At 67.2% G+C, this 22,553-nt stretch carries 22 protein-coding genes; 4 read left to right on the top strand and 18 right to left on the bottom strand.

The annotated features are described in order from the left end of the window. Nucleotides 1-36: 36 nt before the first annotated feature. Nucleotides 37-684 carry a maleylacetoacetate isomerase gene (gene maiA, locus KF780_00980; protein MBX3560364.1) on the bottom strand — a complete coding sequence of 216 codons (648 nt, stop codon included), beginning with the start codon at nucleotides 682-684 and terminating at the stop codon, nucleotides 37-39. A 40-nt stretch (nucleotides 685-724) separates the two neighbouring features. Between maiA and KF780_00975 the strand changes: the two genes are divergently transcribed. Next, complete coding sequence (locus KF780_00975; protein MBX3560363.1) at nucleotides 725-1,474, top strand: PepSY domain-containing protein; 750 nt, start codon at nucleotides 725-727, stop codon at nucleotides 1,472-1,474. Here the strand turns inward: KF780_00975 and KF780_00970 are convergent. The 6 genes from KF780_00970 to KF780_00945 form a co-directional block, all read right to left on the bottom strand. Beyond that, nucleotides 1,434-1,889 carry a DUF411 domain-containing protein gene (locus KF780_00970; GenBank protein MBX3560362.1) on the bottom strand — a complete coding sequence of 152 codons (456 nt, stop codon included), beginning with the start codon at nucleotides 1,887-1,889 and terminating at the stop codon, nucleotides 1,434-1,436. The genes KF780_00975 and KF780_00970 overlap by 41 nt on opposite strands. Further along, nucleotides 1,880-2,914, bottom strand: a complete 1,035-nt coding sequence (locus KF780_00965; protein MBX3560361.1) for a copper resistance protein B — start codon at nucleotides 2,912-2,914, stop codon at nucleotides 1,880-1,882. The genes KF780_00970 and KF780_00965 overlap by 10 nt, the downstream gene beginning before the upstream one ends. Continuing rightward, nucleotides 2,911-4,587, bottom strand: coding sequence for a copper resistance system multicopper oxidase (locus KF780_00960; protein ID MBX3560360.1), 1,677 nt, complete (start codon nucleotides 4,585-4,587; stop codon nucleotides 2,911-2,913). Before KF780_00960 ends, KF780_00965 begins: the two co-directional genes overlap by 4 nt. Further along, nucleotides 4,584-4,976: a MerR family transcriptional regulator gene (locus tag KF780_00955; protein ID MBX3560359.1), complete on the bottom strand. Its 393-nt coding sequence runs from the start codon at nucleotides 4,974-4,976 to the stop codon at nucleotides 4,584-4,586. The genes KF780_00960 and KF780_00955 overlap by 4 nt, the downstream gene beginning before the upstream one ends. Before the next feature lie 88 nt (nucleotides 4,977-5,064). Then, entirely contained in the window at nucleotides 5,065-5,349 is a 285-nt protein-coding gene (locus tag KF780_00950; protein ID MBX3560358.1) for a hypothetical protein, read from the bottom strand. Nucleotides 5,350-5,388: 39 nt separating this feature from the next. Then, nucleotides 5,389-5,736, bottom strand: a complete 348-nt coding sequence (locus KF780_00945) for a hypothetical protein (protein MBX3560357.1) — start codon at nucleotides 5,734-5,736, stop codon at nucleotides 5,389-5,391. Between the two features lie 111 nt (nucleotides 5,737-5,847). Here KF780_00945 and KF780_00940 point away from each other — a divergent pair, with 111 nt between their 5' ends. Then, nucleotides 5,848-6,207 (top strand): hypothetical protein, encoded by a 360-nt coding sequence (locus KF780_00940; protein MBX3560356.1) that lies wholly within the window; start codon nucleotides 5,848-5,850, stop codon nucleotides 6,205-6,207. 6 nt (nucleotides 6,208-6,213) lie between these two features. Here KF780_00940 and KF780_00935 read toward each other — a convergent pair whose 3' ends face one another. Continuing rightward, entirely contained in the window at nucleotides 6,214-7,044 is an 831-nt protein-coding gene (locus KF780_00935) for a helix-turn-helix transcriptional regulator (protein MBX3560355.1), read from the bottom strand. 277 nt (nucleotides 7,045-7,321) lie between these two features. On the opposite strand from KF780_00935, the gene KF780_00930 reads away from it, so the two are divergent. After that, nucleotides 7,322-8,110 carry a hypothetical protein gene (locus tag KF780_00930; GenBank protein MBX3560354.1) on the top strand — a complete coding sequence of 263 codons (789 nt, stop codon included), beginning with the start codon at nucleotides 7,322-7,324 and terminating at the stop codon, nucleotides 8,108-8,110. Between the two features lie 94 nt (nucleotides 8,111-8,204). After that, a complete protein-coding gene (locus tag KF780_00925) occupies nucleotides 8,205-8,750 on the top strand; it encodes a PadR family transcriptional regulator (protein MBX3560353.1) in 546 nt (181 codons plus the stop codon). Between the two features lie 66 nt (nucleotides 8,751-8,816). Here KF780_00925 and KF780_00920 read toward each other — a convergent pair whose 3' ends face one another. The 10 genes from KF780_00920 to KF780_00875 all read right to left on the bottom strand — a co-directional run bounded on the left by KF780_00920 (nucleotide 8,817) and on the right by KF780_00875 (nucleotide 22,416). Next, nucleotides 8,817-11,807: a TonB-dependent receptor gene (locus tag KF780_00920; GenBank protein ID MBX3560352.1), complete on the bottom strand. Its 2,991-nt coding sequence runs from the start codon at nucleotides 11,805-11,807 to the stop codon at nucleotides 8,817-8,819. A gap of 273 nt (nucleotides 11,808-12,080) precedes the next feature. Beyond that, on the bottom strand, nucleotides 12,081-12,485 hold the full coding sequence (locus tag KF780_00915; protein MBX3560351.1) for a hypothetical protein: 405 nt from the start codon (nucleotides 12,483-12,485) through the stop codon (nucleotides 12,081-12,083). An 85-nt stretch (nucleotides 12,486-12,570) separates the two neighbouring features. Beyond that, complete coding sequence (locus tag KF780_00910) at nucleotides 12,571-13,374, bottom strand: response regulator transcription factor (GenBank protein MBX3560350.1); 804 nt, start codon at nucleotides 13,372-13,374, stop codon at nucleotides 12,571-12,573. Continuing rightward, nucleotides 13,371-14,489: a histidine kinase gene (locus KF780_00905; GenBank protein MBX3560349.1), complete on the bottom strand. Its 1,119-nt coding sequence runs from the start codon at nucleotides 14,487-14,489 to the stop codon at nucleotides 13,371-13,373. Before KF780_00905 ends, KF780_00910 begins: the two co-directional genes overlap by 4 nt. Nucleotides 14,490-15,032: 543 nt before the next feature. Beyond that, nucleotides 15,033-15,479 (bottom strand): nuclear transport factor 2 family protein, encoded by a 447-nt coding sequence (locus tag KF780_00900; GenBank protein MBX3560348.1) that lies wholly within the window; start codon nucleotides 15,477-15,479, stop codon nucleotides 15,033-15,035. Nucleotides 15,480-15,823: 344 nt separating this feature from the next. Beyond that, on the bottom strand, nucleotides 15,824-16,795 hold the full coding sequence (locus KF780_00895; protein ID MBX3560347.1) for an MBL fold metallo-hydrolase: 972 nt from the start codon (nucleotides 16,793-16,795) through the stop codon (nucleotides 15,824-15,826). Then, a complete protein-coding gene (locus tag KF780_00890; GenBank protein ID MBX3560346.1) occupies nucleotides 16,792-18,615 on the bottom strand; it encodes an acyl-CoA synthetase in 1,824 nt (607 codons plus the stop codon). Before KF780_00890 ends, KF780_00895 begins: the two co-directional genes overlap by 4 nt. A 1-nt stretch (nucleotide 18,616) precedes the next feature. Continuing rightward, on the bottom strand, nucleotides 18,617-19,150 hold the full coding sequence (locus KF780_00885; GenBank protein MBX3560345.1) for a cupin domain-containing protein: 534 nt from the start codon (nucleotides 19,148-19,150) through the stop codon (nucleotides 18,617-18,619). Nucleotides 19,151-19,177: 27 nt separating this feature from the next. After that, nucleotides 19,178-20,143: a fumarylacetoacetate hydrolase family protein gene (locus KF780_00880; protein ID MBX3560344.1), complete on the bottom strand. Its 966-nt coding sequence runs from the start codon at nucleotides 20,141-20,143 to the stop codon at nucleotides 19,178-19,180. A gap of 5 nt (nucleotides 20,144-20,148) precedes the next feature. Further along, complete coding sequence (locus KF780_00875; GenBank protein ID MBX3560343.1) at nucleotides 20,149-22,416, bottom strand: TonB-dependent receptor; 2,268 nt, start codon at nucleotides 22,414-22,416, stop codon at nucleotides 20,149-20,151. Nucleotides 22,417-22,553 lie beyond the last annotated feature (137 nt).

Genomic DNA, 22,553 nt, shown 5'->3' with positions numbered 1-22,553 from the left:
TGCGTCCCATGACTCTCTCCCGAATATTGCCCGATCCTAGCCCTTCGCCGCGTCCGGCGCGACCCTGCCCGGATGAGCGGCGGCGAAGGCGTCGAGCTCCTGTGCATTGGCGTCTGCCCGCGCCAGCGTCGGCCAGCGATTCAGGTTCATGTCGAAGCGGCGAGCATTATAGGCCTGCGGCACCAGGCAGATGTCGGCCAGCGTCGGCGTATCGCCGCAGAGAAAGGTCCCGGCCCGGGGCGCGGCAAGCGCCTCCAGGGCGTCGAAGCCCTCGGCGACCCAGTGGCGATACCAGTCGTCGCGCGCGCCTTGCTCGATGCCCAGATCGGCGAGATATTTGAGCACGCGCAGATTGTTCAGCGGATGCACGTCGCAGGCGATGGTCAGCGCCATGGCGATCACGTGCGATCGCGCCGCCAGGTTTTCCGGCACCAGCCGGGGTTCGCAGACATGATGGTCGAGCGCGTCCATGATCGCCAGACTCTGGGTAAGCCGCATCCCGCCCAGCTCCAGCATCGGCACGAAACCCTGCGGATTGCGGGCGCGATATTCGTCCGATCGCTGCTCGCCTTCCAGCAGGTTCACCGGCACGCGCTCGAAGGCGATGCCCTTGAGATGGAGCGCGATGCGCACGCGATAGCTCGCCGAGGAGCGCCAATAATCGTAGAGGATCGGTTTCGTCATGGGATCAGCATAGCTGCCGGGGAGCGCGCGGGGAATGTCGGTGAACGGATTGTGGGCGAAGATGCACAAATGGCTGGCGCTGGCGATGGCGATCCAGATCCTGTTCTGGTTCGGAAGCGGGCTGTTTTTCGCCGTGGTGCCGATCGAGCGGGTGCGTTCGGAGCATATGATCGCCGAGCATGCGGCGGCGCCGGTGCCGTTCGACGTGGCGGCGGACGGGCTGTTGCGGCTGGGCTCGGCCGGCGTGACCGGCGAGCGGCTGGAAATCCGCGCCTTGCTCGACCGGCCGGTGCTGCTCGTCCATCGCGGCGAGGAGCGACCGCGCCTGTTCGATCTCGCCAGCGGTGAGCCGCTGTCGCCGATCCCGATGGAACTGGCGGTGCGGATCGCCGAGGCCGATCATGCCGGCGACGCGCGTGCGGCGCGGGTGGAGCTGATCAGAGAAGCCGGCGGAGAATATCGCGGCGCCGTGCCGGCCTGGCGCGTCGCCTTCGACGACGGCGCGAACCGCGCGCTTTATGTCGCTGCGGACAGCGGGCAGGTTACGGCGCGGCGCTCGACCTTGTGGCGGACCTTCGATTTTCTCTGGGGCCTGCACATCATGGACTGGCGCGGCCGCACCGATTTCAACACCTGGCTGCTGATCGTTTCGACCGCGCTCGGCCTGGTCGTCATCGTCTCGGGCATTGTCATGCTGCCGAGCCGGCTGGGCTATACCGCCTGGCGCCGCCGGCGCCGGGCGGACAGGCTTAATGCGAGGCAAATACCGACAGGCGACCGTCCCGCGTGAAGGCGATCGTCTGATAGGGCTCGCGCCGGTCGCCCTGCTCCATTCCGGGCGACCCGATCGGCATGCCCGGCACGGCGATACCGAGGATGTCCGGCCGCTCGTCGAGCAGGCGCACGATATCGGCGGCCGGCACATGGCCCTCGACCACATAGCCGCCGATGCTGGCGGTGTGGCAGGAATGCAATTGTTCCGGCACGCCCAGCCGCTGCGAGACCGGATGCAGGTTCGGCACGTCGGTCACATTGGCCGTGAAGCCGGCGGCGCGCAGATGTTCGATCCAGCCGGTGCAGCAATCGCAGGTCGGCGTCTTCACCACCTCGATCACGCGCGGGCGCGGCGCGGCGGCGCAGGCGGCCAGGGCGAGGGGCGCGAGCAGCACGAAGCGCCGCGAGACGGTTTCGATCTTCAGAACCATGCTCTCACTCCCACCAACAGGTTCCAGCCGCCGGCGCGCTCGCCCGCCAGCCGGCGATAATCGGCCGTGCCGCCAAAGGCACGTTCATATTCGACCCCGACATAAGGCGCGAATTCGGGCACGAACTCGTAGCGCAGCCGCAGCCCGGCCTCGGCCTTGGCGAGGCCGGAGCCGAGGCCCAGCTCCGGCACGTCCTGTGCGCTCAATTCGATCTCCGCGGTGGGTTGCAGGATCAGGCGCTGGGTGAGGCGCAGGTCATATTCGGCCTCGAAGCGCGCGGTGAACTCGCCCTTTTCGGAGATGAAGGCGGCGGCCGCGACCTCGAACCAGTAGGGCGCGAGGCCGTTGATGCCGAGCACCGCCCATGCGCGATCCGCGCCCCGGCGGAAATCCGCGCGCACGCCGAGCCTGAGATCGAACCAGGGGTCGATGGCGTGGCTCCACAGCGCCTGTGCCTCGATCTCCTCCACGCCATCGCCGAACGTGCCTTCGCCCCGGCTGGCGAGGACAAAGCGGTCGGTGGGCGTGCCGTACCAGAATTCGACGCCCTCCCAGCCATAGCCGTCACGGCCGCGCCGGACCGAGGCTTCCAGCCGGTCGATCAGGAAGCGTGAGGTCCGCATGCCGCCATGCTCGGCGGCGACGGCGGCGCGGACGCCGGCCATCCGCGCGGGATCGAAGACCGTGTCGGCGGCATGGGTCGGTCCGCCGAGCGCGCCGGGCGGCGGCGGGGCGACCGGCGGTGCCGTCGTCGGGGTCGGCATGTCGTGGCCGGCATGGGGATCTTGCGTGGTCCCGGACGGTTCCATGCGGTGTCCGGCGTGCGGATCGTGCGCCGGCGGGGGCATGTCGTGGCCCGCATGGGGGTCCGGCGGCGTTTCGGGGGGCTCCGCCCGGTGCCCGGCATGGGGATCGGGAGCGGCCGGCGGCGGCGGGGCGGGGTGGTGCCCGTGATGCTGGCCGTGCCCCTGGGCGAGCGCCGGCGTCGCGGCGGCGGCGAGGAGGAGGGGGAGGAGCCGTCTCATGTCGCCTCTCCGTCCATCGGCCGGACGGTGACTTTGCGCATCATCCCGGCATGCATGTGGTAGAGCAGGTGGCAGTGGAAGGCCCAGTCGCCGGGCGCGTCGGCGGTGAGATCGAATTCGACGATGCCGCCGGGCAGCACGTTCACCGTATGCTTCAGCGGATGGTGGCCGGCATGACCGTTCACCAGCTCGAAGAAATGGCCGTGCAGGTGGATGGGATGCGCCATCATCGTGTCGTTGATCAGGCGCACGCGGACCCGCTCGTCCCGCTCGAAGCGCAGCGGCTCGGGATTCTGGCTGAAGCGCAGGCCGTCGAACGACCACATGAAGCGCTCCATATTGCCGGTCAGGTGGACCTCGACGGTGCGCGCGGGCGGGCGCGGATCGGGGTTCGGGTTCAGCGAGACGAGATCGCGATAGGTGAGCGTCCGGTGGCCGGCATTTTCGAGGCCCAGGCCGGGCTCGCCGGTGCGGTCCATCGGCATCGGCGCGATCATGTCGACGCCGGGGTTGAGATCGACTTGCGGCGCGGTGGCGCCGTCGCGCATGTCATGGTCCATGCCGCCGTGATCGCCATGCCCCATGCCCATGTCGGCCATCGAAAGCAGCGGGCGCTCGCGCAGCGGCGGCACCGCCGCTTCCATCCCCAGCCCTGGCGCCAGCGTGGCGCGGCCGAGGCCGGAACGGTCCATCGCTTCCGCGACGAAGGTGTAGGCCTCTGGCCCCCCCGGCCGCACGATCACGTCATAGGTTTCGGCGACCGAGATCTGGAATTCGTCCACTTCCACGGGGCGCACGTCGATCCCGTCGGCGTTGACGACCGTCATGGGCAGGCCCGGGATGCGGACGTTGAAGATCGTCATCGCGCTGGCGTTGATGATCCTGAGGCGCACCCGCTCGCCCGGCGCGAACAGGCCGGTCCAGTTCTCCTCCGGCCCGTGGCCGTTGACGAGATAGGTGTAGGTGGTCGCGTTGACGTCCAGGATGTCGGTCGGATCCATCCGCATGCGCGCCCACATTGCCCGTTCGGACGCGGAGAGGCGGGCGCCGCCGTCGCCGGCCAGGGTCTGGCGCCGCCGGTTGAAATAGCCGGCCTGCTGGCGCAGCTTCGCCATGATCCGGTGGGGATGGAGGAAGCTCCAGTCGCTGAGCACGATCACATGCTCGCGGTCGTACCGGACCGGATCGGCGCCGGCCGGGTCGATGACCAGCGGCCCGTAATGGCCCTGCTGCTCCTGCAGGCCCGAATGGCTGTGATACCAGTAGGTCCCAGCCTGCCGCACCGGGAATTCGTAGGTGAAGGTCTCGTGCGGGCGGATGCCGGGGAAGCTGATGCCGGGTACGCCGTCCATCTCGAACGGCAGGAGCAGGCCGTGCCAGTGGATCGAGCTGTCCTCGTCGAGATGATTGGCGACGTGAAGGCGTATGGTCTGCCCCTCGCGCAGTCGGATGAGCGGGGCGGGCAGGGTGCCGTTGACGGTGATCGCATGGCCGCTGCGCCCGCCGGTGGCGAAGGTGCTGTGGCCGATGGCAAGGCGGATGTCCTCGCCGGACAGAGTGGCGCCGATGCCGGCACTGCCGCTCGTCGCCCAGGCGGGGAACAGGCCGGCGGCGCCGAGGCCCAGCGCCCCGGCGAGAAGCTGACGGCGGCCGATGACGGGCGTGCCGCTCACGTCTGGTCCCCCGCCAGCCCGTCCAGGATCGGGCAATCGGGACGCATATTGCTTCGGCAGGCCGTGACGAGGCTGCTCAGCGTCCGTTCCATCTGTTTCAATTCTCCGATCTTGCCGCGGATTTCCGCGATTTGGGCCTCGGCGGCGGCACGCACTTCCAGGTTGGAACGCTCGCCGTCGCGGTAGAGTGCGAGCAAATGGCGACATTCGCCGATCCCGAAGCCGAGGCCGCGGGCGCGGGCGATGAAGGAGAGTTCGTGCACGTCCCTGTCGCCATAATCGCGATAGTCGTTGTGGAGTCGCGCCGGCGCGACCAGCCCGATCTGCTCGTAATAGCGAATGGTCTTGGCCGGCAGTCCGCTGCGCCGGGCCGCTTCACCGATGTTCATGTCTATGCCTCCTGTGCCTTCCAGTAACTGGAAGGTCAAGCATGGGCGGATTCGGGGCGGCGGCGATCATTGCCGCCGCCCTTCCTCCTTATTCGGCGCGATGGTCCGCGTGCGCGTCCTGCCGGTCCCTGTCTTCGCAGCAGGCGTGACGATGACCGTCCTCGCCCTCGGCGCAGCATTCGGGTATGCGCCCGTCGGCATCGCGGGGGCAACATTCGCCGCGATGGCCGTCATGCTGGCCATGGCCCTGATGATCGCCATGCTGTTGCCGGTCGTGGCTCTGGTGCGATGGCGCCGGAGCGGGCTGCGGGGCATTTTGCGCCATGGCAGGCGCGGCGACCGCGAAGGCGGCCGCCAGGATGAGGATTTTCATTTCGGTCTCCTGACTATCGGATTGTTTGGAATCGGATCGTCAGGCGAAGCGCGGAGGCGGTGGATCGGCACCGGGGTGGAGGCCATCGAAGGCGGCGGGCGCACCGCCGTCGCCGGGCATGGCGGCCGGCACGATCATCAGCGCGATTTGCGACAGCGGCATCGGCGCGACCGCGGCGCAGGCGATCATGCAATCGATCGCGGCCTTGCCGGCCTTGCCGGTCGGGCCATGATCCGGTGCGGCCATGTCCTCGCAATGGCCGGCCATCGCCATCGGCGCAGCATGGTGGAGCGTCGCGGCGGCCTCCGCCATGCCTATCCGCCCGAACGGCGCGACGAGCAGGGCGAAGATCGCGATCAGCGGCAGAAGGCGGCGCGCGGTCGTCACGAGCGCGAGATTAAACTGGCACGGCCGATCGCGCAATCGGTGCGGGCGCGCATCTCCTTAAGCCTTGCTTAGGCATTGGCGCGCATCGTGGCCGACGAAGGAGAAATGAGCGTGACCATGGCGCAACTGGCCTTTCTTCCTGCTCGCAACGGCCGTCGGGCGGAACGTCGTATCGTCAATCTCGCCGCTCGCCTGCGCGATCCTGGCGCGCGGATCGTCGATGTCGATATCGTCAATCTGTCCACCGACGGCTTCATGGCCAGGGTTCCGGTCACGCTCGAAACGGGGTCCTTCGCCTGGCTGAAGCTGGCTGGGATGGAACCGCAGCATAGCCGCGTCGCCTGGATCGAGGATGGTCAGGCGGGCTTCGAATTCGTCACGCCACTGCATCCGGCGACTGTCCAACTCGCCACCGCGATGGGACGCAAGCCCGCCCCGCTCGGGCATTTCGGCGCCCCCGGGCGGCGTTAGGAACGGTCAGGGCCGCCGCTGCCGGCGCCACTTCACCGGCGACATGACGAAAGCGCGCCGGAACAGCCGGTTAAAGTGCGAGATGTCGTTGAAGCCCTCCTCCAGCGCGATGGCGGTGACGGGCGCGGCGCTGTCCTCCAGCCGCCGGGCCGCCGCGCGCAGGCGCAAGGCGATGACATACTGGTGGGGGCTGACGCCGGTCAGCGCGCGGAACCGGCGCAGGAAGTGAAAGCGGCTGAGGCCGGCCGCCGCTGCCAGCTCCGCGAGATTGTGCGGCTCGCGATAGCGGGCTTCGAGGAAGCGCGCGCTCTCCAGGATCCGGCGGGTTTCCCGGTCGGACGGGGACGGATCGCTGCGTCGCGCCGTCCCGAAGGCGTCGGCGAGCAGGCCCAGCAGCACATCCTCATGCGTCTCGCGGCTGCGCGCCAGGCGGCGGATCGCCGCCTGCATCGTCAGGCTGCCAGGCCCCGGCGGCGCGGCCGGAGCGGGAAAGCGGCCCCGCGACAGCCCCGCATCCTCGGCGGCCTCGTCGAGCAGCCCCGGCGAAAAGGCGACGATCGAGCGCCGGTTTCCGGCCGCATCGAGATGCGCGCACTGGAAACCTTCACCGGCATTGCCGAACAATATGGTGCCGGGGATGGCGAGCGTTTCGCCGCTTTCCCCGCGGTAGCGGAAAGCGCCTGATTCGACGACGCCGATCACCGGCCCAAGGTAGGTTTTCTCGAAGACACCGCCGGCATATCCGGTTCGTGCGTCCTCGCCGGCGCCGTAAAGCGCGCCACGCCGCGGCAATTGAGGCCCGGTCGTGTCGACCCTGAACTCGTTCGCCTGGATCATCGCCCCAGTCGCTTCCTCGTCTCGCAGCCCGCCGGGACGGCTACAGCAATATCCGCCAAGCGCGCCATGCCGTTTCGACGATATGCGCATATTCATGTACGAAGCGATGCAGCCGACGGCGCTCCTCCAAGGCGCCGGGCCCACAGGTCTCGGCTTTGGCGGCCTGCTCGGCCTGATTCTTGTTGCAGCAATATCCCCCAAGCACGCGTCGGTTGGGCCGGATATCCCGGCTGCGGCGGGCATGTCCGACAGGTGGAGAGCCATGAGATCCGACAACATGACCTTTATCGCGCTACCTTTCGCGATCGGCGCGATCGGCTTCGGACTGGCCGGCTTCCTCCACGGCGATTTCTGGCTGCAATGGCAGCTGGTGCCCGAAAGCCTGCCGGCGCGGGCGCCGCTGGCGCTGTTCTCCAATGCGCTGCTCGTCGCCGGCGGCGCGATGCTGCTGTGGCGGCCGCTGGCGCTGTGGGGAGCATTGCTGCTCGCCGGGAGCTACGGACTGTGGGCGATCGTCGTCCATGCCGCGCGACTCGCGGCGCATCCGCTCAACGCGGGGGTGTGGCTCGCCTTCACCGAGGTGGTGACCTTCGCCGTCGGCGGCGCGGTGCTGGCATTGCTGCTGACGGGAGGCGCGCGCCCGGTCGCGATGCGCGCGGCGCGCATCGTCTTCGCCGGCTGCGCCTTCGTCTTCGGGCTCTGCCATTTCGTCTATCTGGACATCACAGCCGGCATGGTTCCGGCCTGGATGCCCGGGCGCCATTTCCTGGCGGCGCTGACCGGCGCGGCGCATATCGCGGCGGCGGCCAGCCTCGCCTCGGGCGTGCTGTCGCGGCTCGCCGCCGCCTTGTTCACGGCGATGGTCGCCTCGTTCGCGCTGCTCGTCCACATTCCCCGGGTGATCGGCGATCCCGCCAGCCACATGGAATGGGCGATGCTGTTCATCGCCGTCTCGCTCGCCGGCGCGGCCTGGATTCTCAGGACCGGCATCGCGGCCCATGCGGGGCCGGGCGAAGGAAGCAAGCTGAGCTGGATCAGGGCCCGCAGATCGGCCCCCGCGCGCTAGGCGCGGACGCGGACGGGCCGAGCCTTCCTCGCTTGCGCTTGCTGCCCCGCCGGTCCGCCTGCTACCGCCGCGCGATGCGTGGCGGGGGCAGGCAGTGACGCGGCGGCGGATCGAGCTGACCGACAATGAAGGGGCCTTCCTGGCGCTCGTCCTGCGCATCCAGCCCGCGACCGCTTATCAGATCAGCCGCATCTACGAAGATTCGCCGGTCAGCAACTTCAACACCAGCAAGGGAAAGATCTATCCGATGATCCGCCGGCTCGCGGAGCAGGGGCTGGTCGAGAAACGCCCGGTGGAGGGCGATGCGCGCGGCTCCGAGGTGCTGCTGTGCACGGATGCGGGCCGCGAGGCGGTGCGCGCCTGGGTCCGCGCGATCCGCGCCAACCATCTCCTGCTGGAAGACCCGTTGCGCACCAAGGTCCAGTCGCTCGGCCTGCTCGACCGGGAGGAGCGGATCGCCTGGATCGTCGAGGTGAAGGCCGCCCTGCACGAAAAGCTGCGCGAACTCGAAGACTATGGGAAGGGCGTCACCGTGCCGTTCCACGAGTCCGTCCACGACAATGCCGTCAGCGCCCTGCGCGGGCGGATGGACTGGCTCGATCGGCTGCTGGAGCGGGTCGTGAAGGGCGAGCCGGGCTGAGGGCGGGCAAAAGAAAGGGCGGCGGACCGAAGCCCGCCGCCCTCCGAATTTGCTCTCTGGCAGGTTTCAGAAGCGCAGATTCGCCGAGATGAAGAAGTCCCGCCCGAGCGTATCGTAGGTGCCCGGGATGGTGTTCGCCTGCTCCTGGTTGGCGCCGATGATCGGTGGTTGCTTGTCGAACAGGTTGTTGATGCCCAGGTTCAACGTGAGGTTGTCGTTCACGTTGAACGCGAAGGCCAGGTCGAAATAGTGGTAGGCCGGGATCGTCTCCGTGAAGTAGGTGACATTGTCGTTGTCGTCCCGCACCCGGCCGGTGTACCGCCAGCGCAGGCTGGTGGTCAGCGGACCATCAATCCACGACAGGCGGCTGCTCCAGCTCCACTCCGGACGCACGCCTTGGGCGCCGATGATGACGCCACCGCAGAGGGTGCCGAAGCGCCCGGCACATTCGATCACATTGGGCAGGCCCGCCACCGGAACGAAGCTCCACTTCTCCATCCAGTTGCCGAGGAGCGAGAAATTGAGACGGGAATTGCCCGCGCCGAACGCGCTGAAGTTCAGCGGCAGGCTGTAGTCGATCTGGAAATCGACGCCGCTCGTCTCGAACCCGCCGAGATTGGCGAGCCTGGCATCGACGACGAACTCCCCGCCGATCACGCCGGTGAGCGGATTGCGGTTGATCAGCCGGCACAAGGGCGCGTTCGCGTCCTGGACCGCCGTGTAGCACAGGTTCAGGATGTTGTTCACGCCGCCCGCGGTCGCGGAAATCGCCTGGTCGATCGTGATGTTGTAATAATCGACGGTGATGTTGAGCCGCGGGATGAAGCGCGGCCGGATGACCGCGCCCACCGTCCAGGTGTCGGAGACCTCTTCCTGCAGGTTCGGATTGCCGCCGAAAAGGCCCTGGATCTGGGCGTTGGGCTGAACCGGTCCGGTCCAGACCGCGCCCGCCGGGACGCCGGTGGCGATGCAAAGCTGACGAACCGTCTCGGTCCGTAGCGCCGTCGGGAAACGGCTCGAGCAGGGGTCGGTCGCCGCCGGGAAGCCCTGGGCCTGGCCGCCGAACAATTCGGCGACGCTCGGCGCGCGGATGGCGCGCTGATACTGGCCGCGGAAGGTGATGTCGCGGATCGGCGCCAGCTCGGCGCCGACCGCATAGGTCCACACGCCGCCGACATTGGCGAGCGAATAGTCGGAGTAACGGGCCGCGCCGTTGAGCTCCAGGCGGTGGATGAAGCCGTCCTGGACGATCGGCACCCGAAGCTCGGCGAACACCTCCTTGACTTCATAGGCGCCCGCGGTCGGCTGGCCGGCGTTGAAGCCGACCACGTCGCCCGACGACAGGGCCGTGTCGGGGATGAACTCGCCGCTCATCGACCGCCACTCGACACCCGCCGCGAAGGCGACCGGATCGGTGGCCGAGCCGAAGGTGAAGAGCGGGCCGGAAATGCTGGCCTGCGCCACCTGCATCTGCCCGATATTGGTGTTCTGCGCCAGGATCGAGATCTGGTCGATGCAGGTCTGCGAGAGTTGGTTCTCGCCGAACACGTTGCAGGTGCCGTTGGCGACCAGCCGGTTGAACGCCGAACGCGAGATGTTGCCGTCCTGGACGTTCGACGTCCGGTTGCGCGAGAACATGTAGTAGACGTCGTAGTTCAGCGTGTCGGTGATGTCGCCACGCACGCCGACCAGGGTCCGCCACGAATTGCGCTCGTCGAGCGTGTTGCGCGAGCCCACCTGGGTGACGCGCGTGTTGACGTTGAGCCGGACATGCGTCGCGGGCAGCGGCACGCCGGCCTGCGGCGTGGTGCCGATCGTGAAATTGTTGAACGGCAGCGCCACGCCGGCGGCGATCGCGGCCGCATTGGCGGCCTGCTGGTTGGCCGCGATCTGCTGGAGCTGGGCGAAATCGGCCGCCGACAGCAGCGGCTGGACCGCCGCCAGGTTGATATCGACATTGCCGCCGATCGGCGTTGCGGCCAGCTCGTTGGCGACGCGATTGTTGATGAACGTCATCTCGGCATAAGCGTTGATGCCCGGAGCGATCTCATATTCGCCATAGCCGCCGAGCAGCCAGCGCTCCTGCGGGACCATCAGATAGTTGGCCGGGGCGTAATTGTAGCTGTCGGTGTTCGGGTTGTACGGCCGGCTGGCGCCGGGCGCCGCGAAATAGGCGCCGCTGCCGGCATAGTTGGTCCCGGCGGCGATGTCGAAGCAACCGGCGTTGCGCGGCGGATTGCCGGTGCCGCCGCAGCTGGCGCCGGGGCCGACCGTCACCGTGGCGGGGGCGACAATCAGGCCGAACGGCGTCGCGGCCGAGCCCAGCGGGATCAGCTGCGTGGGATCGAGGACACCGCCGACGGTCGGCTCGCCCAGCGCGAAGAAACCGAAATCGCGGTCGGCCTGCATGATCTGGCCGCGATTGAAATATTCGCCATAGACCGTGACATGGCCGCGGCCGTCGGCGAACTGGGTGCCGATCGCGATATGCCCGCCGTAGCGCCGGCCGTCGCCTTCCTCGGTGATGTTGTACTGGCCGCCCATGATGATGCCGTCGAGATCGCGGCGCAGGCGGAAGTTGATGACGCCCGCGAGCGCATCGGAACCGTAAACGGCCGAGGCACCACCGGTGACGACATCGACGCTGTCGATCAGAAAGGTCGGGATGGTGTTGAGATCGACCGTCTGTGCGGCCGAGAAATTGACCCAGCGCCGGCCGTTGACCAGGACGAGGTTACGGATGGCGCCGAGGCCGCGCAGATTGAGCGTGGCGCCCTGGCCGCCCGGATTGTTCGAGAAGGCGGTCTGGCCCGGAATGACCTGGGGCAGCGTGTTGAGCACCTGTTCGACATTGACCGCGCCGGACAGCGTGAACTCTTCGCTGCTGACCACGGTGAGCGGGCTGGTGGAGGTGAGGTCGCGGCGCGCGATGCGCGAGCCGGTGATGACGATCGCCTGGCCGGCGTCGTCGTCAGCCGCCGTCGTCGTGGCCCCGTCGTCGTCCTGCGCGAACGCCGGCGTCGCCGCGAAAAGGCACGCGGCCGTGCTCAGCAGCATGGCGCGCGCCGTGAAATCCTTGCTTCTCATTCCTCATCCTCCTGTTCGATGTCGCGGTCGATGTCCCTCGAATGGGTGGGAGCCTGGGCGCGACGCACCTGGCCCGGCGCCCTAGCCGCCTGTGTGCGGCGCGGACCCCGTCGATGACGCTGATGTTTAGCCGGTGTCGCCGCTCTCACAAGCTTAAATTAGTACGTTTCGTACTTCCTGCCTTGTGCTGTTGCAGCGCTGCCACATAGGTAGCGCACTGCTTGTGCGAAAATCGTCCCAAAATCAGAACGCAGTTGGTACGATACGCTCCAATTCATCAGGTGCGAGACATGCTGGTGCCGGGGGGCGGCCCGGTATCTCGTAAGTGTCGATCGGTTGGATCTCGATGCCCGCACCGTGCCTTCTGTAGCCCAGAGGCGGATGCTTTAATGCGACCTCGGCGGCCTCGTCGATCGTCTCAGCATGGACGAGCAGGAAGGCGCCAACTCGCGCTTCACCCTCAGCCGGCAGGCCGTCTTCGCGCCGCGCCGCCCGGCTGCCCCCCACGGTCAGGGACAGGCCGGACTCGCCGATCTGCCCCTCGATAATCACAGCGTTTGCCCGGTCGCGCCCGCTTGGCGCGTGACGACCGGTATCGCGGTCCACTGGCGCGTCGCGATCGAAATAGCAGAGGCACAGGAACAACATGTCCTGTCGGTGCCTCCCCATTCAGGCGCGGCCGCGCAAGCGCGCATCCGCCGAACGCCGCCGCCGTGCGGGTGAATGTCGCGTATCAGTCTTCGGCGCGCGGGCCGTTGAGGAAAGTGCGGACGCGCTTCGCGTAGATCCGGCCGGCCCTCAGCCGCTCGCCGCAAGCCAGCACCACTTCGAGCCCGCCCAGCCGCGGCGCCACCACTTCGCGGACGGCGTCGGTGCGGACCAGGGTGCGGCGGTGGATGCGCGTGAACTTGTCCGGATCGACGCGTTGCTCGAAAGTCCGAATCGAGCCGCGCAGCAGATAGGAACCGGCGCCAGTATGGATGCGGACATAATCGTCTTCGCTGCTCACCCAGTCGATGCTGTCGATCGCGACGCGCACATAGCCGCCGAGCGATTTGCGGATCCACAATTCGGTTTCGTAGCGCGTACCGTCCTCCTGATGGCGCAGCTCCTCGCGCAGGCTGGCGATGACGGCTTGAAGCTCCCCCATCCGTTCCCGAGCGCTTTCCGTCTCGCAGCGTTCCCGCGCCCGCGCGATCGCCGCGGCCAGCCGTTCCGTCTCGATCGGTTTCAGCACATAATCGGCCGCATTGGCCTCGAAGGCGCGCACGGCATAATGATCGAAGGCCGAGACGAAGATGATCGTGGGCGGCTGGTCGGCGGGCAAGGCATCGACAAGGTCGAAGCCGCTGCCGTCGCGCATCCGGATGTCGAGCAGGACGATGTCGGGCGCGAGCCGCTTGATCATGTCGATCGCCGCGGCGCAGCCATCGGCCTCCCCGACCAGCACGACATCGTCGAGCGCGGTGAGCGCGTGCCGCAGCCGGCGCAGCGCCAGAATCTCGTCGTCAACGGTCAGAACGCGCAGGGGGCTCATGCCGATGCCATTATAAGCGGGAGGGTGATCGTGCAGGTGAAGCCGGGATCGTTCCAGCGCGTATCGAGCGCGTGGTTCCGACCGAACCGCTGCTCCAGCCGTTGCCGCACATTGTTGAGGCCAAGACCCGCGGCATTTCCCTCCGGCGTGGGTGGCGTGGTTCCGCCATCGGTCACGGCGATCGACAGCAGGTCTTCGCGTGCGCGTGCCGAAATGGCGATCCGCGCCGGCGGCGCCGATCCCGCGACGCCGTATTTCACGGCATTTTCGACGAGCGGCTGCAGAATCAGTGCCGGTACGGCGACATTGGCGAGCTCTGGAGGGAAATCGATGTCAAGCTTGAGATCGGGATAGCGCAGTTGCTCGATCTCCAGATAGGCACGTTGCAAATCGAGCTCGCGCGTCAGCGGGATGTCCTCGAACGGATCGATCGAAAGAGATTGACGGAAGAAGGTGGCGAGCTTCCCGACCATTCGGTCCGCGTCGGTATTGCGCCCCTCCGTGATCAGCGCGGAGATCGAATTAAGGCTGTTGAACAGGAAATGGGGATTCACCTGATTGTACAGCGCGCGCAACTGCGCCGTTTGCGCGTGCGTGCGCAATTCCGCCGAGCGCAGCTTTTCCGCCTGGATATCGAAGCTGTAATTGAGCGCGAGATAGAGACCGGTCCAGGCCAGGAAGAACCACATATAATAAGACAGGCTGGTGATCGCCGATGCCCAGTTGATCGTGGGCGACCAGCCGGGCGGGCCGACCATCCAGAAGCCGAAATAGACGATCCAGGCATAGATCTCGGCCGCCACGGGGGCGAGAAGGATGGCGAGCAGCGCCTGACCTCGGAAGGTCGGCGCGGCGAAACGCTCCAGCGTGAAGTGGATAGCGAAGCACAGGATGACGCCGAACAGGGCGAGGATGGCGCGCAGCGCGGCGATGGCGAGCAGCCACTCCGCGCCGCTCGCCACGGCCCCGCCGGTCAGGATCGCGAAATTGGAAAGCCAGAAGAGGACGGTGAGCAGCAGAATCGCGCGGATACGCGGTTTCAGGCGAATGGCGAACCACGCCGTGCCGCGCCGCGCGGGCGGCTCCTCGATCTGATCCATGACAAGCTGCGGCATCGGCGGAATATGGGCGAGCGGGCGGCGAAGGTCGAGCGACGTTCGACCGGATGCAATCGACGTTCGGCGGCATGATCGCCTCTCCAGCCGTCCAGTCCACGCGTTCGCGGGCGGCGCGCTTTGCGTCATCCGCATCGCGCGGCATCCTTGAAGTCAGCTACCGGTGTTTGCGGATACCCCCTAGCATTCGATGTGCGTCGGCGGCTCACTTCAGGGAGGCGGGTTTGAACCCGCCTCCCATTTTTTGCGCGCATTCCTCTTCAGTAGAGGCCGGGACGTGGAGCCGGGCGTTCGGGCCGGATCGAAGCGGGGCCATTCCCCCCGCCGGCGCCAGCGATGCGATGCAATGAAGCGGTCTCCAGCGGTCCGTCATGGCGACGCACCATTGGCCAATCGCCCATCCGCAGGGGCGGTGCGGCCGCGCCTGCCTCGCTCATCAGGCATTTGTCGTTCATTCCGCTCATGATCGTGGCGGCCACAAGCCAGGGCCAGCCGGTTGCCGCCAAGCGTCGCTATGAAGCCGTTGAACGGTCCGACGGACGTTCAGTCCGCTCGCGGCGGCATGCGCGTCGCCTGGACGTGCACTGCGCGCCAACAGCCGTCGATCCGCCGGAACGTGTCGGCAAAATGGATGCGGCTCGCGAACGCCCGGTCGCCGGCAGTGCCGCTGAGCACCACTTCGCCGCCAACGATCCCCGCATCCGCGCCGAGCGAGACAATATAGGGGTCGAGTATCGTGACGGGGTCAAAGCGGATGGCTGGATCGGTCCAGCCCGCGATGAAGGCGATTTTGTCCTGGCGGGCGCCATCGCTGCCGACGAAGACGAGCTCGTCGGCGGTCATCGTCTCGAGCACGGCGCGATCCCCCTCGATCTGCGCGCGGTCGAAACGGTCACCGGCCTCGCGCAGCGTCACGGTGCAGCCGTCGCGCGCCACTGCCAGGTCCGGCGCAATGCTCAGCAATCCGGCCGCGAGCGCGGTCCCTGCCATGCCGCGCCTGAACGTGCGCTTTTCCGTACGGCATCGGCTTGTCATTTCACGCTCCCTCGCAGCCCTTCGCCCCTCAATGTCCGAACTTGCCGGATCGGCGCAATCACCTATCCACCGGGCCGCCCGGCGATGCAGCCGAACGTCGCTTCGCCGAGCAGGCAAGGTGACGGAAAAGAATGGCGTGCGACGCAGTCGCTAGCGAACCGGTCTCTACAGCCATGAAGAGAACGACCGGACGCCGGACGGCGCGTGCTGGCCTGAAGCGGACAGGCCGACCTTCGGGAAAACCGCCGCGGATTGAAGCATGTCTCAAACGGCTGAGGACATGGTTTCGCGATATGTGTTCAATATCGCACAAGATCGGAAGCCAGGAACACGGGTCCGGCGAAATGGGCTCGCGCTCCATCCAGATAGGGGGCAGCGCTGGCTTCGCCATCCCGGCCGGGTGCCACATGAGTCAGCACCAGGCAGCCTGCGCCCGCCGCCGCGGCGAGGCGGCCGGCGGCGTCCGAGGTCAGATGATCGGCGGCGAGATTGGCCATCAACGCGTCCAAACGCGCGCCAGCCAGGCCAGGCGCATGCGACAGGGTTTCGCGCGATCCCGCCAGATCGATCACTTCCGAGACGAGAAGGTCGGCCCCGCGCGCGAACTCGGCCAGCCGATCCGACGGACCCGTGTCGCCGGTGAAGACGACGGTCCGTCCGCCTGCCTCGATCCGGTAGGCGTAGGAGCGGGCATAGCGCGCCGCCACGCTGCCAGCCGGAAAATGATAGTGAGTATTGGTGAGTGCCGTCACGACGACCGCGTTGTCGCGATAGACGAGATGCGGTCCGTCCTCGCCGGACGGAATATCATATCCGCTCACCGTCCCGGCAAGCGGGACGATGGGTGCTCCAGGCATTACCGGCGCGCGTTCGGCCGCATGGGCAGCGTCGGTCAGGCCTCGCACCATGCGGACGGTTCCGCGCGGACCCCAGACCGGCAGGATGCGATGCTGTTGCAGGACCCAGCGCCGCAGCAGCAGCGGCCCCAGTCCGGCGATGTGATCGACATGTTGGTGGCTGAGGAAGACGGCGCGGATGCGGGCCAAGTCGAGGCCGGCCGCCGCCATTTGCCGCACAACGCCGTCACCGGTATCGAACAGATAGACCGCGTCGCCGATGACCAGCGCATTGGCGGGCTGCCCGCGCTCATATCGCTCCAGCGGTCCGCCGCCCGTGCCGAGCGTTACCCATTGCGCGCCGCCGTCGTTCGGGCAGCGCGCCGCCGCGCCTGCCGACCAGAGCGCCAGTGCGAGCAGCGGCCAGGCTTTCATGCTGTCTCCTCGATCTCGACCATGATGGCGAAGCCGGCCAGTGCCGCCTTCGACATCTCGCCCGAGCCGGCCGGGCAGCGGACATGGGCGATCATGCCGCGCCGGTCGTCAAGGATGACCTCGACGACGGCGTCCATTCCGTCGAGCGCAGCGGCGATCGCGCGCTCGGCTGCATCCCGCCGCAGCGCCGGCTTGAAGATCTTGCCCACGGCGGTGACAGGAATGGCATCGAGGATGATGACCTCCGCCGGCGCGGCCGGGCGCTCGGCGACCGTCTCGCGCGCGAATTCGCGCAGCTTTTCGGCAGTAACATTTGCCCCGGGCGTCAGCGCGACATAGGCGACTGGGACTTCGCCGGCATAAGCGTCCGGCCTGCCGACCGCCGCGGCGAGCTCGACCTCGGGGTGCCGGTGCAGTGCCTCTTCGATCATCGCAGGATCGATATTGTGGCCGGCGCGGATGATGAGGTCCTTGGCGCGGCCGAGCAGCCAGACATAGCCATCGGGGTCGCGCCGGGCGAGGTCGCCGCTGTCAAGCCAGCCGGGCAGCGGCCAGATTCCGGCGTTGCGCTCGGCCTGGCGGTAGCCTGGAAAGAGATTGGGGCCACTGAGCAGCAGGTTGCCGGGTTCGTCGCCGGCGCAATCGCGCACATAAGCTCCCTCTTCGTCGAGGATGGCCGGGCGGACGCCCTGGTAAGGCAGGCGCAAGCCGATCGAGCCGATCCGCCGCTCGCCATCGCGCGGATTGGCGGTGCTGAGCGCGGCGCCCTCGGTCATGCCGTAAAGCTCGAGGATGCGCAGGCCCGTCTTCGCCTCGAACGCCTCGAAGAGTGGAACGGGCATCGGTGCGGCGCCGCACATGGCGAAGCGCAGCGAGGCGATGTCGTGCGCCGCCGGCAGGATGTCCAAAAGCCCGGCGAGGATGGTGGGCACAGCGCTGAACAGAGTGGCGCGATGGCGCGCCACGATCCCCCAGAAATCCGCCATCATCGCCTTGTCGCGATAGCCCTGCTGGCCGGTTAGGATCGAAGCCGCGCCCCAGTAGATGCCGCCCAGCCCGGTCGCGACCGCGGCATTGGCGTGGAAAAGCGGCAGGCCGGTGAGGATACGGTCTTCACGCGTCAGGCCCAACACAAAGCCTGCCGTCCAGGCCATGAACACCTGGTTCCAGTGGGTCTGTTGGGCGAGTTTGGGCGTGCCGGTGGTGCCGCCCGTGTGGAAATAGACCGACACATCGTCGCCCGAGACGCACCGCCCGCTGACCAGCCGGTCGCCGGGCTGACCGGCACAGCCGGCCGTGAAGGGGACGGCCCCGTCCATCGCCGCACCGACCGCGATCACCGTTTCCAGCGCCGGGTAAAGCGCGCGCACCGCAGCCGCCTTGGCGGTGACGTCGAATGCGGTGCCGGGGCCGCCGGTGACGAGCACGCGGCTTCCCGCCGCCGCCATGATCGCCGCGATCTGCTCGGGCCGGAGCAGCGGGTTGACCGGATTGGCGGCCCCGGCCAGCGATCCGCCCCACAAGGCGTAATGGGTCTCGGGCAGGTTGGGCAGCAGAATCGACACCGCCGCGTCCGGCCGGACGCCATGCGCGTGGAAGAGGTTGGCGGCGGCAATGATGCGTGCTTCCAGCTCCGCAAAGGTCACGGTCTCCGGCCGGTCTCCGGCGCGCCCGTCCGGTAGCCAGATCAATGCCGGATCGTCGGGCGCCCGCGCCGCGCTCACACGCAGCATGGCGTCGATTGTGCGGACCGGGATGCGCTCTTCGAGTGGCACCGCCTCGACTGCGCGAACGTCATCCGGTCCGGCGAAGCGTTCCATGTCAGCCCATCGGCTTGGCATCGACCAGGACGGCGGCGATCACGCACGGCTCGGTACCGCGATTGACCCAGGCATGTTTGGTCGCGCGCTGGACGATGCAGTCGCCCGGACGCAGCGTCACTTCGCCGTCCTCCATCACCATCGCCATCTCGCCCTTGATCACGATCAGATAGTCTACCGAGTCGGTATAATGCATCGATCCGTGGGTCTTACTGTCCTCCTCGGAGGGGCGGTTGTGGCTGCCGAGCGAATCGAACGCCGCGTCGACATCGATGCCGCCGGCGGCGTCGGGCGGAATCTCGACGACGCGGAAGATCGTGCCGCCTGGTCCCGGATCGTGGCGAATCGGCCGGGCGCCGCGATCGGCATCGCCCTTATTGTCGACTGGCATTTCCTCGGTGGTCCACAATTCAGTGACGAAGGCGCCCTTCCAGCCACCGATGGGCAGGACGTTCGACGCGGCGGAATCAAAGGTGACCCGGGAGCGGCCGTCGGGCCCGAAGCCGGTCACGATGCGTCTTACCTGATGGGCCATGGCGATACTCCCTTGCCTGGATGATGGTCAGCGCCGGACGATGCGGTTGGCGAGCGTCCCGATCCCCTCGACGGTGAGTTCGACGAGGTCGCCCCCGGCCAGCCGCCGGTCGAGTTCGAAGCCGCAGCCGGACAGAACAGTGCCCGAGCCGATCACTTCACCCGCATGCAGATCGCGCTCGCGGCTGAACTGGACGATGGCGTCCTCGAAGCGATGGTGCATGCTTGCCGTCGAGCCGCGCGACCACAATTCGCCGTTCACATGCGCGGTCATGGCGAGCGCGTAGGGATCGTCGAATTCGTCCGGCGTGGCGATGCAGGGGCCGAGGCCGTTGGCGAAGTCCTTGCCCTCGCCGGGGCCGAGATTGGCGCCCATCACCCGAATCTGGGTGTCACGCGCCGACCAGTCATTGAAGATCGTGTAACCGAAAATGTGGTCGCGGGCGCGTTCCGGCGGGATGTCGCGCCCGCCCGGGCCGATCACGCAAGCCCATTCGAGCTCATAGTCCATCCAGTCCGAAGCGGACGGCCAGGCGATATCCGCGTCCGGGCCGATCATATGGAGATGATCGGCATTGTAGTAGATCACCTCGTCCCGGAAGACCGGCCCGATGCTGTATTTTCCACTCGCGCGCAGCCGCTCCAGCGCTGCCTCCGGATCGTCTTCCCCAGCGGCGAGTTGGCGGGCCAGCTTGTCCAGCGCCTTTTCCATATGTTCCAGGAACAGGCAGCAATCGCGCAGGCGCACCGGACGTGGCAGCGGCGCAAGGAGCGTCACCGCACTGAGCGGCAGGATCGCCTCGTTGGGAGGTGTCTCGGCAAGATCCCGGGCCAGCGCCAGCGCGTCTGGAGCCGCCTCGATCAACGCCTGCATGGAGCGCGGAAAAGCGAGCCCTCTCGCCACAGCGGCGGCGCCCAGATCGACCAGCTCCCCTTCGCCCGCGAGCGCACCCACGCGTTCGCCGTTTACACCTGTGAACGTAACCAGCCGCATCGGCGTCAGAACCTGACACCGAGCGTCACGCCATAGGTACGTGGCGGCTCGAACGAGCCGAGCAGCGGCGAGCCGACCAGGCTCGACCCGATGAAACCCGCCGACACGATCGTCTCGTTGCCGATGTTCCGCATGAAAGCAGTCGCACTGAAGCGCTCGTCGGGGCTGCGCCAGGTGAGATAGGCGTTGAACAATTGGTAGGCGGGCTGCGAGACGTAATCGACGTTGAACTGGGTGAACCAGATCCGGTCGACGAACCGTCCTTCGCCGCGCAGCGTGATCTCGCCGATCCCGGTTTCCCAGGTATAGCTGGCGCCGAGATTGATCGTGTAAGTGGGCGACTGGGTGAGCTCGTTTCCGGACAGGTCGATGACCCCGAGCTGCGGCCGGGCCGGGTCCGCGGACGCATAGTCGCGATATTCCGTGTCGAGCAGCGAGATCGCGGCATCGATCTGCAAACCGCGCACTGGTCGGAAAAGAATCTCCGCCTCCAGCCCCATGATGCGAGCGCTCGCCGCATTCTCGATCACCACCGCGGTGCCGACGATCTTGGTCACCTGCAGGTTGGAATAATCGTAATAGAAGGCGGACAGGTTGGTGGTCAGGCGTCCGCCGAGCCATTGGGCACGGATTCCGCCTTCATAATCGTCGAGCCGCTCCGGTGCATAAGGCGCCTGTACGACGCCGAGATTGAAGCCGCCGCTTTTGAAGCCGCGCGACCAGGTGGCGTAGAGAAATACATCGTCGCTCGCGCGATATTCCAGCGTCGCCGAAGGCGTGAAGGACGACCAGTCGTCCTCGGCCTGACGGCGCACGCCCGGCGGCGTCGGCGGGAATTGCGGCACGAAGGGCGGCCATGGGGTGGCGAAATCGAGCTTGAGCTCTTCGTCCACGCGCCGCCGCTCTTCACTATAGCGCGCGCCGAGCCGTATCGCGAGGCGATCGGTGAGCTCGAAACGAAGGTTCGCGAAAACCGCCCAGGCGTCGGTGTCGAGCTGGCCGACACCATAATAGCCCTGGCGGTAACCTGTGAGCGGCGGCAGCACCGGCGCGGGTGACAGCACGACCGGATCGAGCGCGATGCGGGTGCCGCCGAACAGGGATTCGGTGAAATAATAGCCGCCGATCATCCAGTCGCCCCGGCCGAAATCGCCGGCGAGGCGCAGCTCCTGGCTGAAATGGTCCGAACGCTCGAACTGGTCGTAGACGGTGAGCGGCGCGCTGGTGACGTCGAGGTCGGAGGTGACCTGGAAATCGTTGTCGCGATAGCCGGTGACCGAGACGATCTCGACCGGCCCGAGATCCCAGCGCAGATTGGCGCTGAGGCCCCAGAAGGTGCGCTCGTTCTCCGGGCCGGAATCGGACGTGGAATCGCGCAGGTTCGTCGGCACGACGCCGCCGGCACGGATGCCGGTCAGCTCTTGGCCGGGCAAGGGCGGGGTGGAATTCGGATCGGGCCGGCTGCCCTGCCCCAGATAGTGGAAGCTGTAGGCATGGTCACTCTGGTCGAACCAGTCGGCGGCCAGACGGATCTCGAAATTGTCGGCGGGATCGAAATGGAGCTGGGCGCGGATCGCGCGCGTGGAAAGATCGTCGACATCGCGGCCGTTGGTGAGATTGGTGCCAAAGCCGTCCCGTTCGTTGATCTGGAAAGAGAGCCGCGCGCCTATGCCGGGGCCGAGCGGACCGCCGACCGCGCCTTCGATCCGGAAGGCGTCATAATTGCCGTAGCTCGCGTCGACGTAGCCGTTGAGCTGGCGGCCCGGCGCGCGGGGAATGACGTTGATGGCGCCGCCGGTCGCATTGCGCCCATAGAGAGTGCCTTGCGGCCCGCGCAGCACCTCGACCCGCTCGACGTCGTAAAAGCCGGTGAGTGCCGCCGCGGGCCGGCTGATGAATACGCCGTCGAGATGGTAGGCGACGCGGCCTTCGTTGCCGACGGTCGTATTGTCGAAGCCCACGCCGCGGATCGCGATACGCGCATTGCCCGTAGTCTGGCCGAAATTGACGCTCGGAAGCTGTTGGGCGAGTCCTTCGATATCGACGATCTGGCGCTCTTGGAGCGTGTCGCCGGAAACCGCCGAGACCGAAGCCGGCGTTTCCTGAAGGTCGGTCTCGCGCTTTTGCGCGGTGATAACGATGGCGTTGCCATAATCTTCGGACGCGCCCGCGCCGTCCGGGACGACCTCCTGCGCTTGTGTCGGCATTCCCCAAGCCGCCAGCAAAACGGCGGGTGCCGCAGCGCCGAGCGCACGATGAATGAAGTGCGACATTCTCCCCTCCCTTGGCCCTGGAGGCCCATGACGGGCGCGGCTTTACGCCATCTGCCCCCGGAACCGCTTTACGGGGGTCCCGCAATTTCATAGAGAGTATGTCGTTCGACTGACTAACTGTCAAGATTGCATGTCAT

Origin of the sequence: Sphingomonas sp. (assembly GCA_019635535.1) — a bacterium.
Taxonomy (GTDB): Bacteria; Pseudomonadota; Alphaproteobacteria; order Sphingomonadales; family Sphingomonadaceae; genus Allosphingosinicella.
This window is presented reverse-complemented; position numbering and strand designations above follow the sequence as displayed.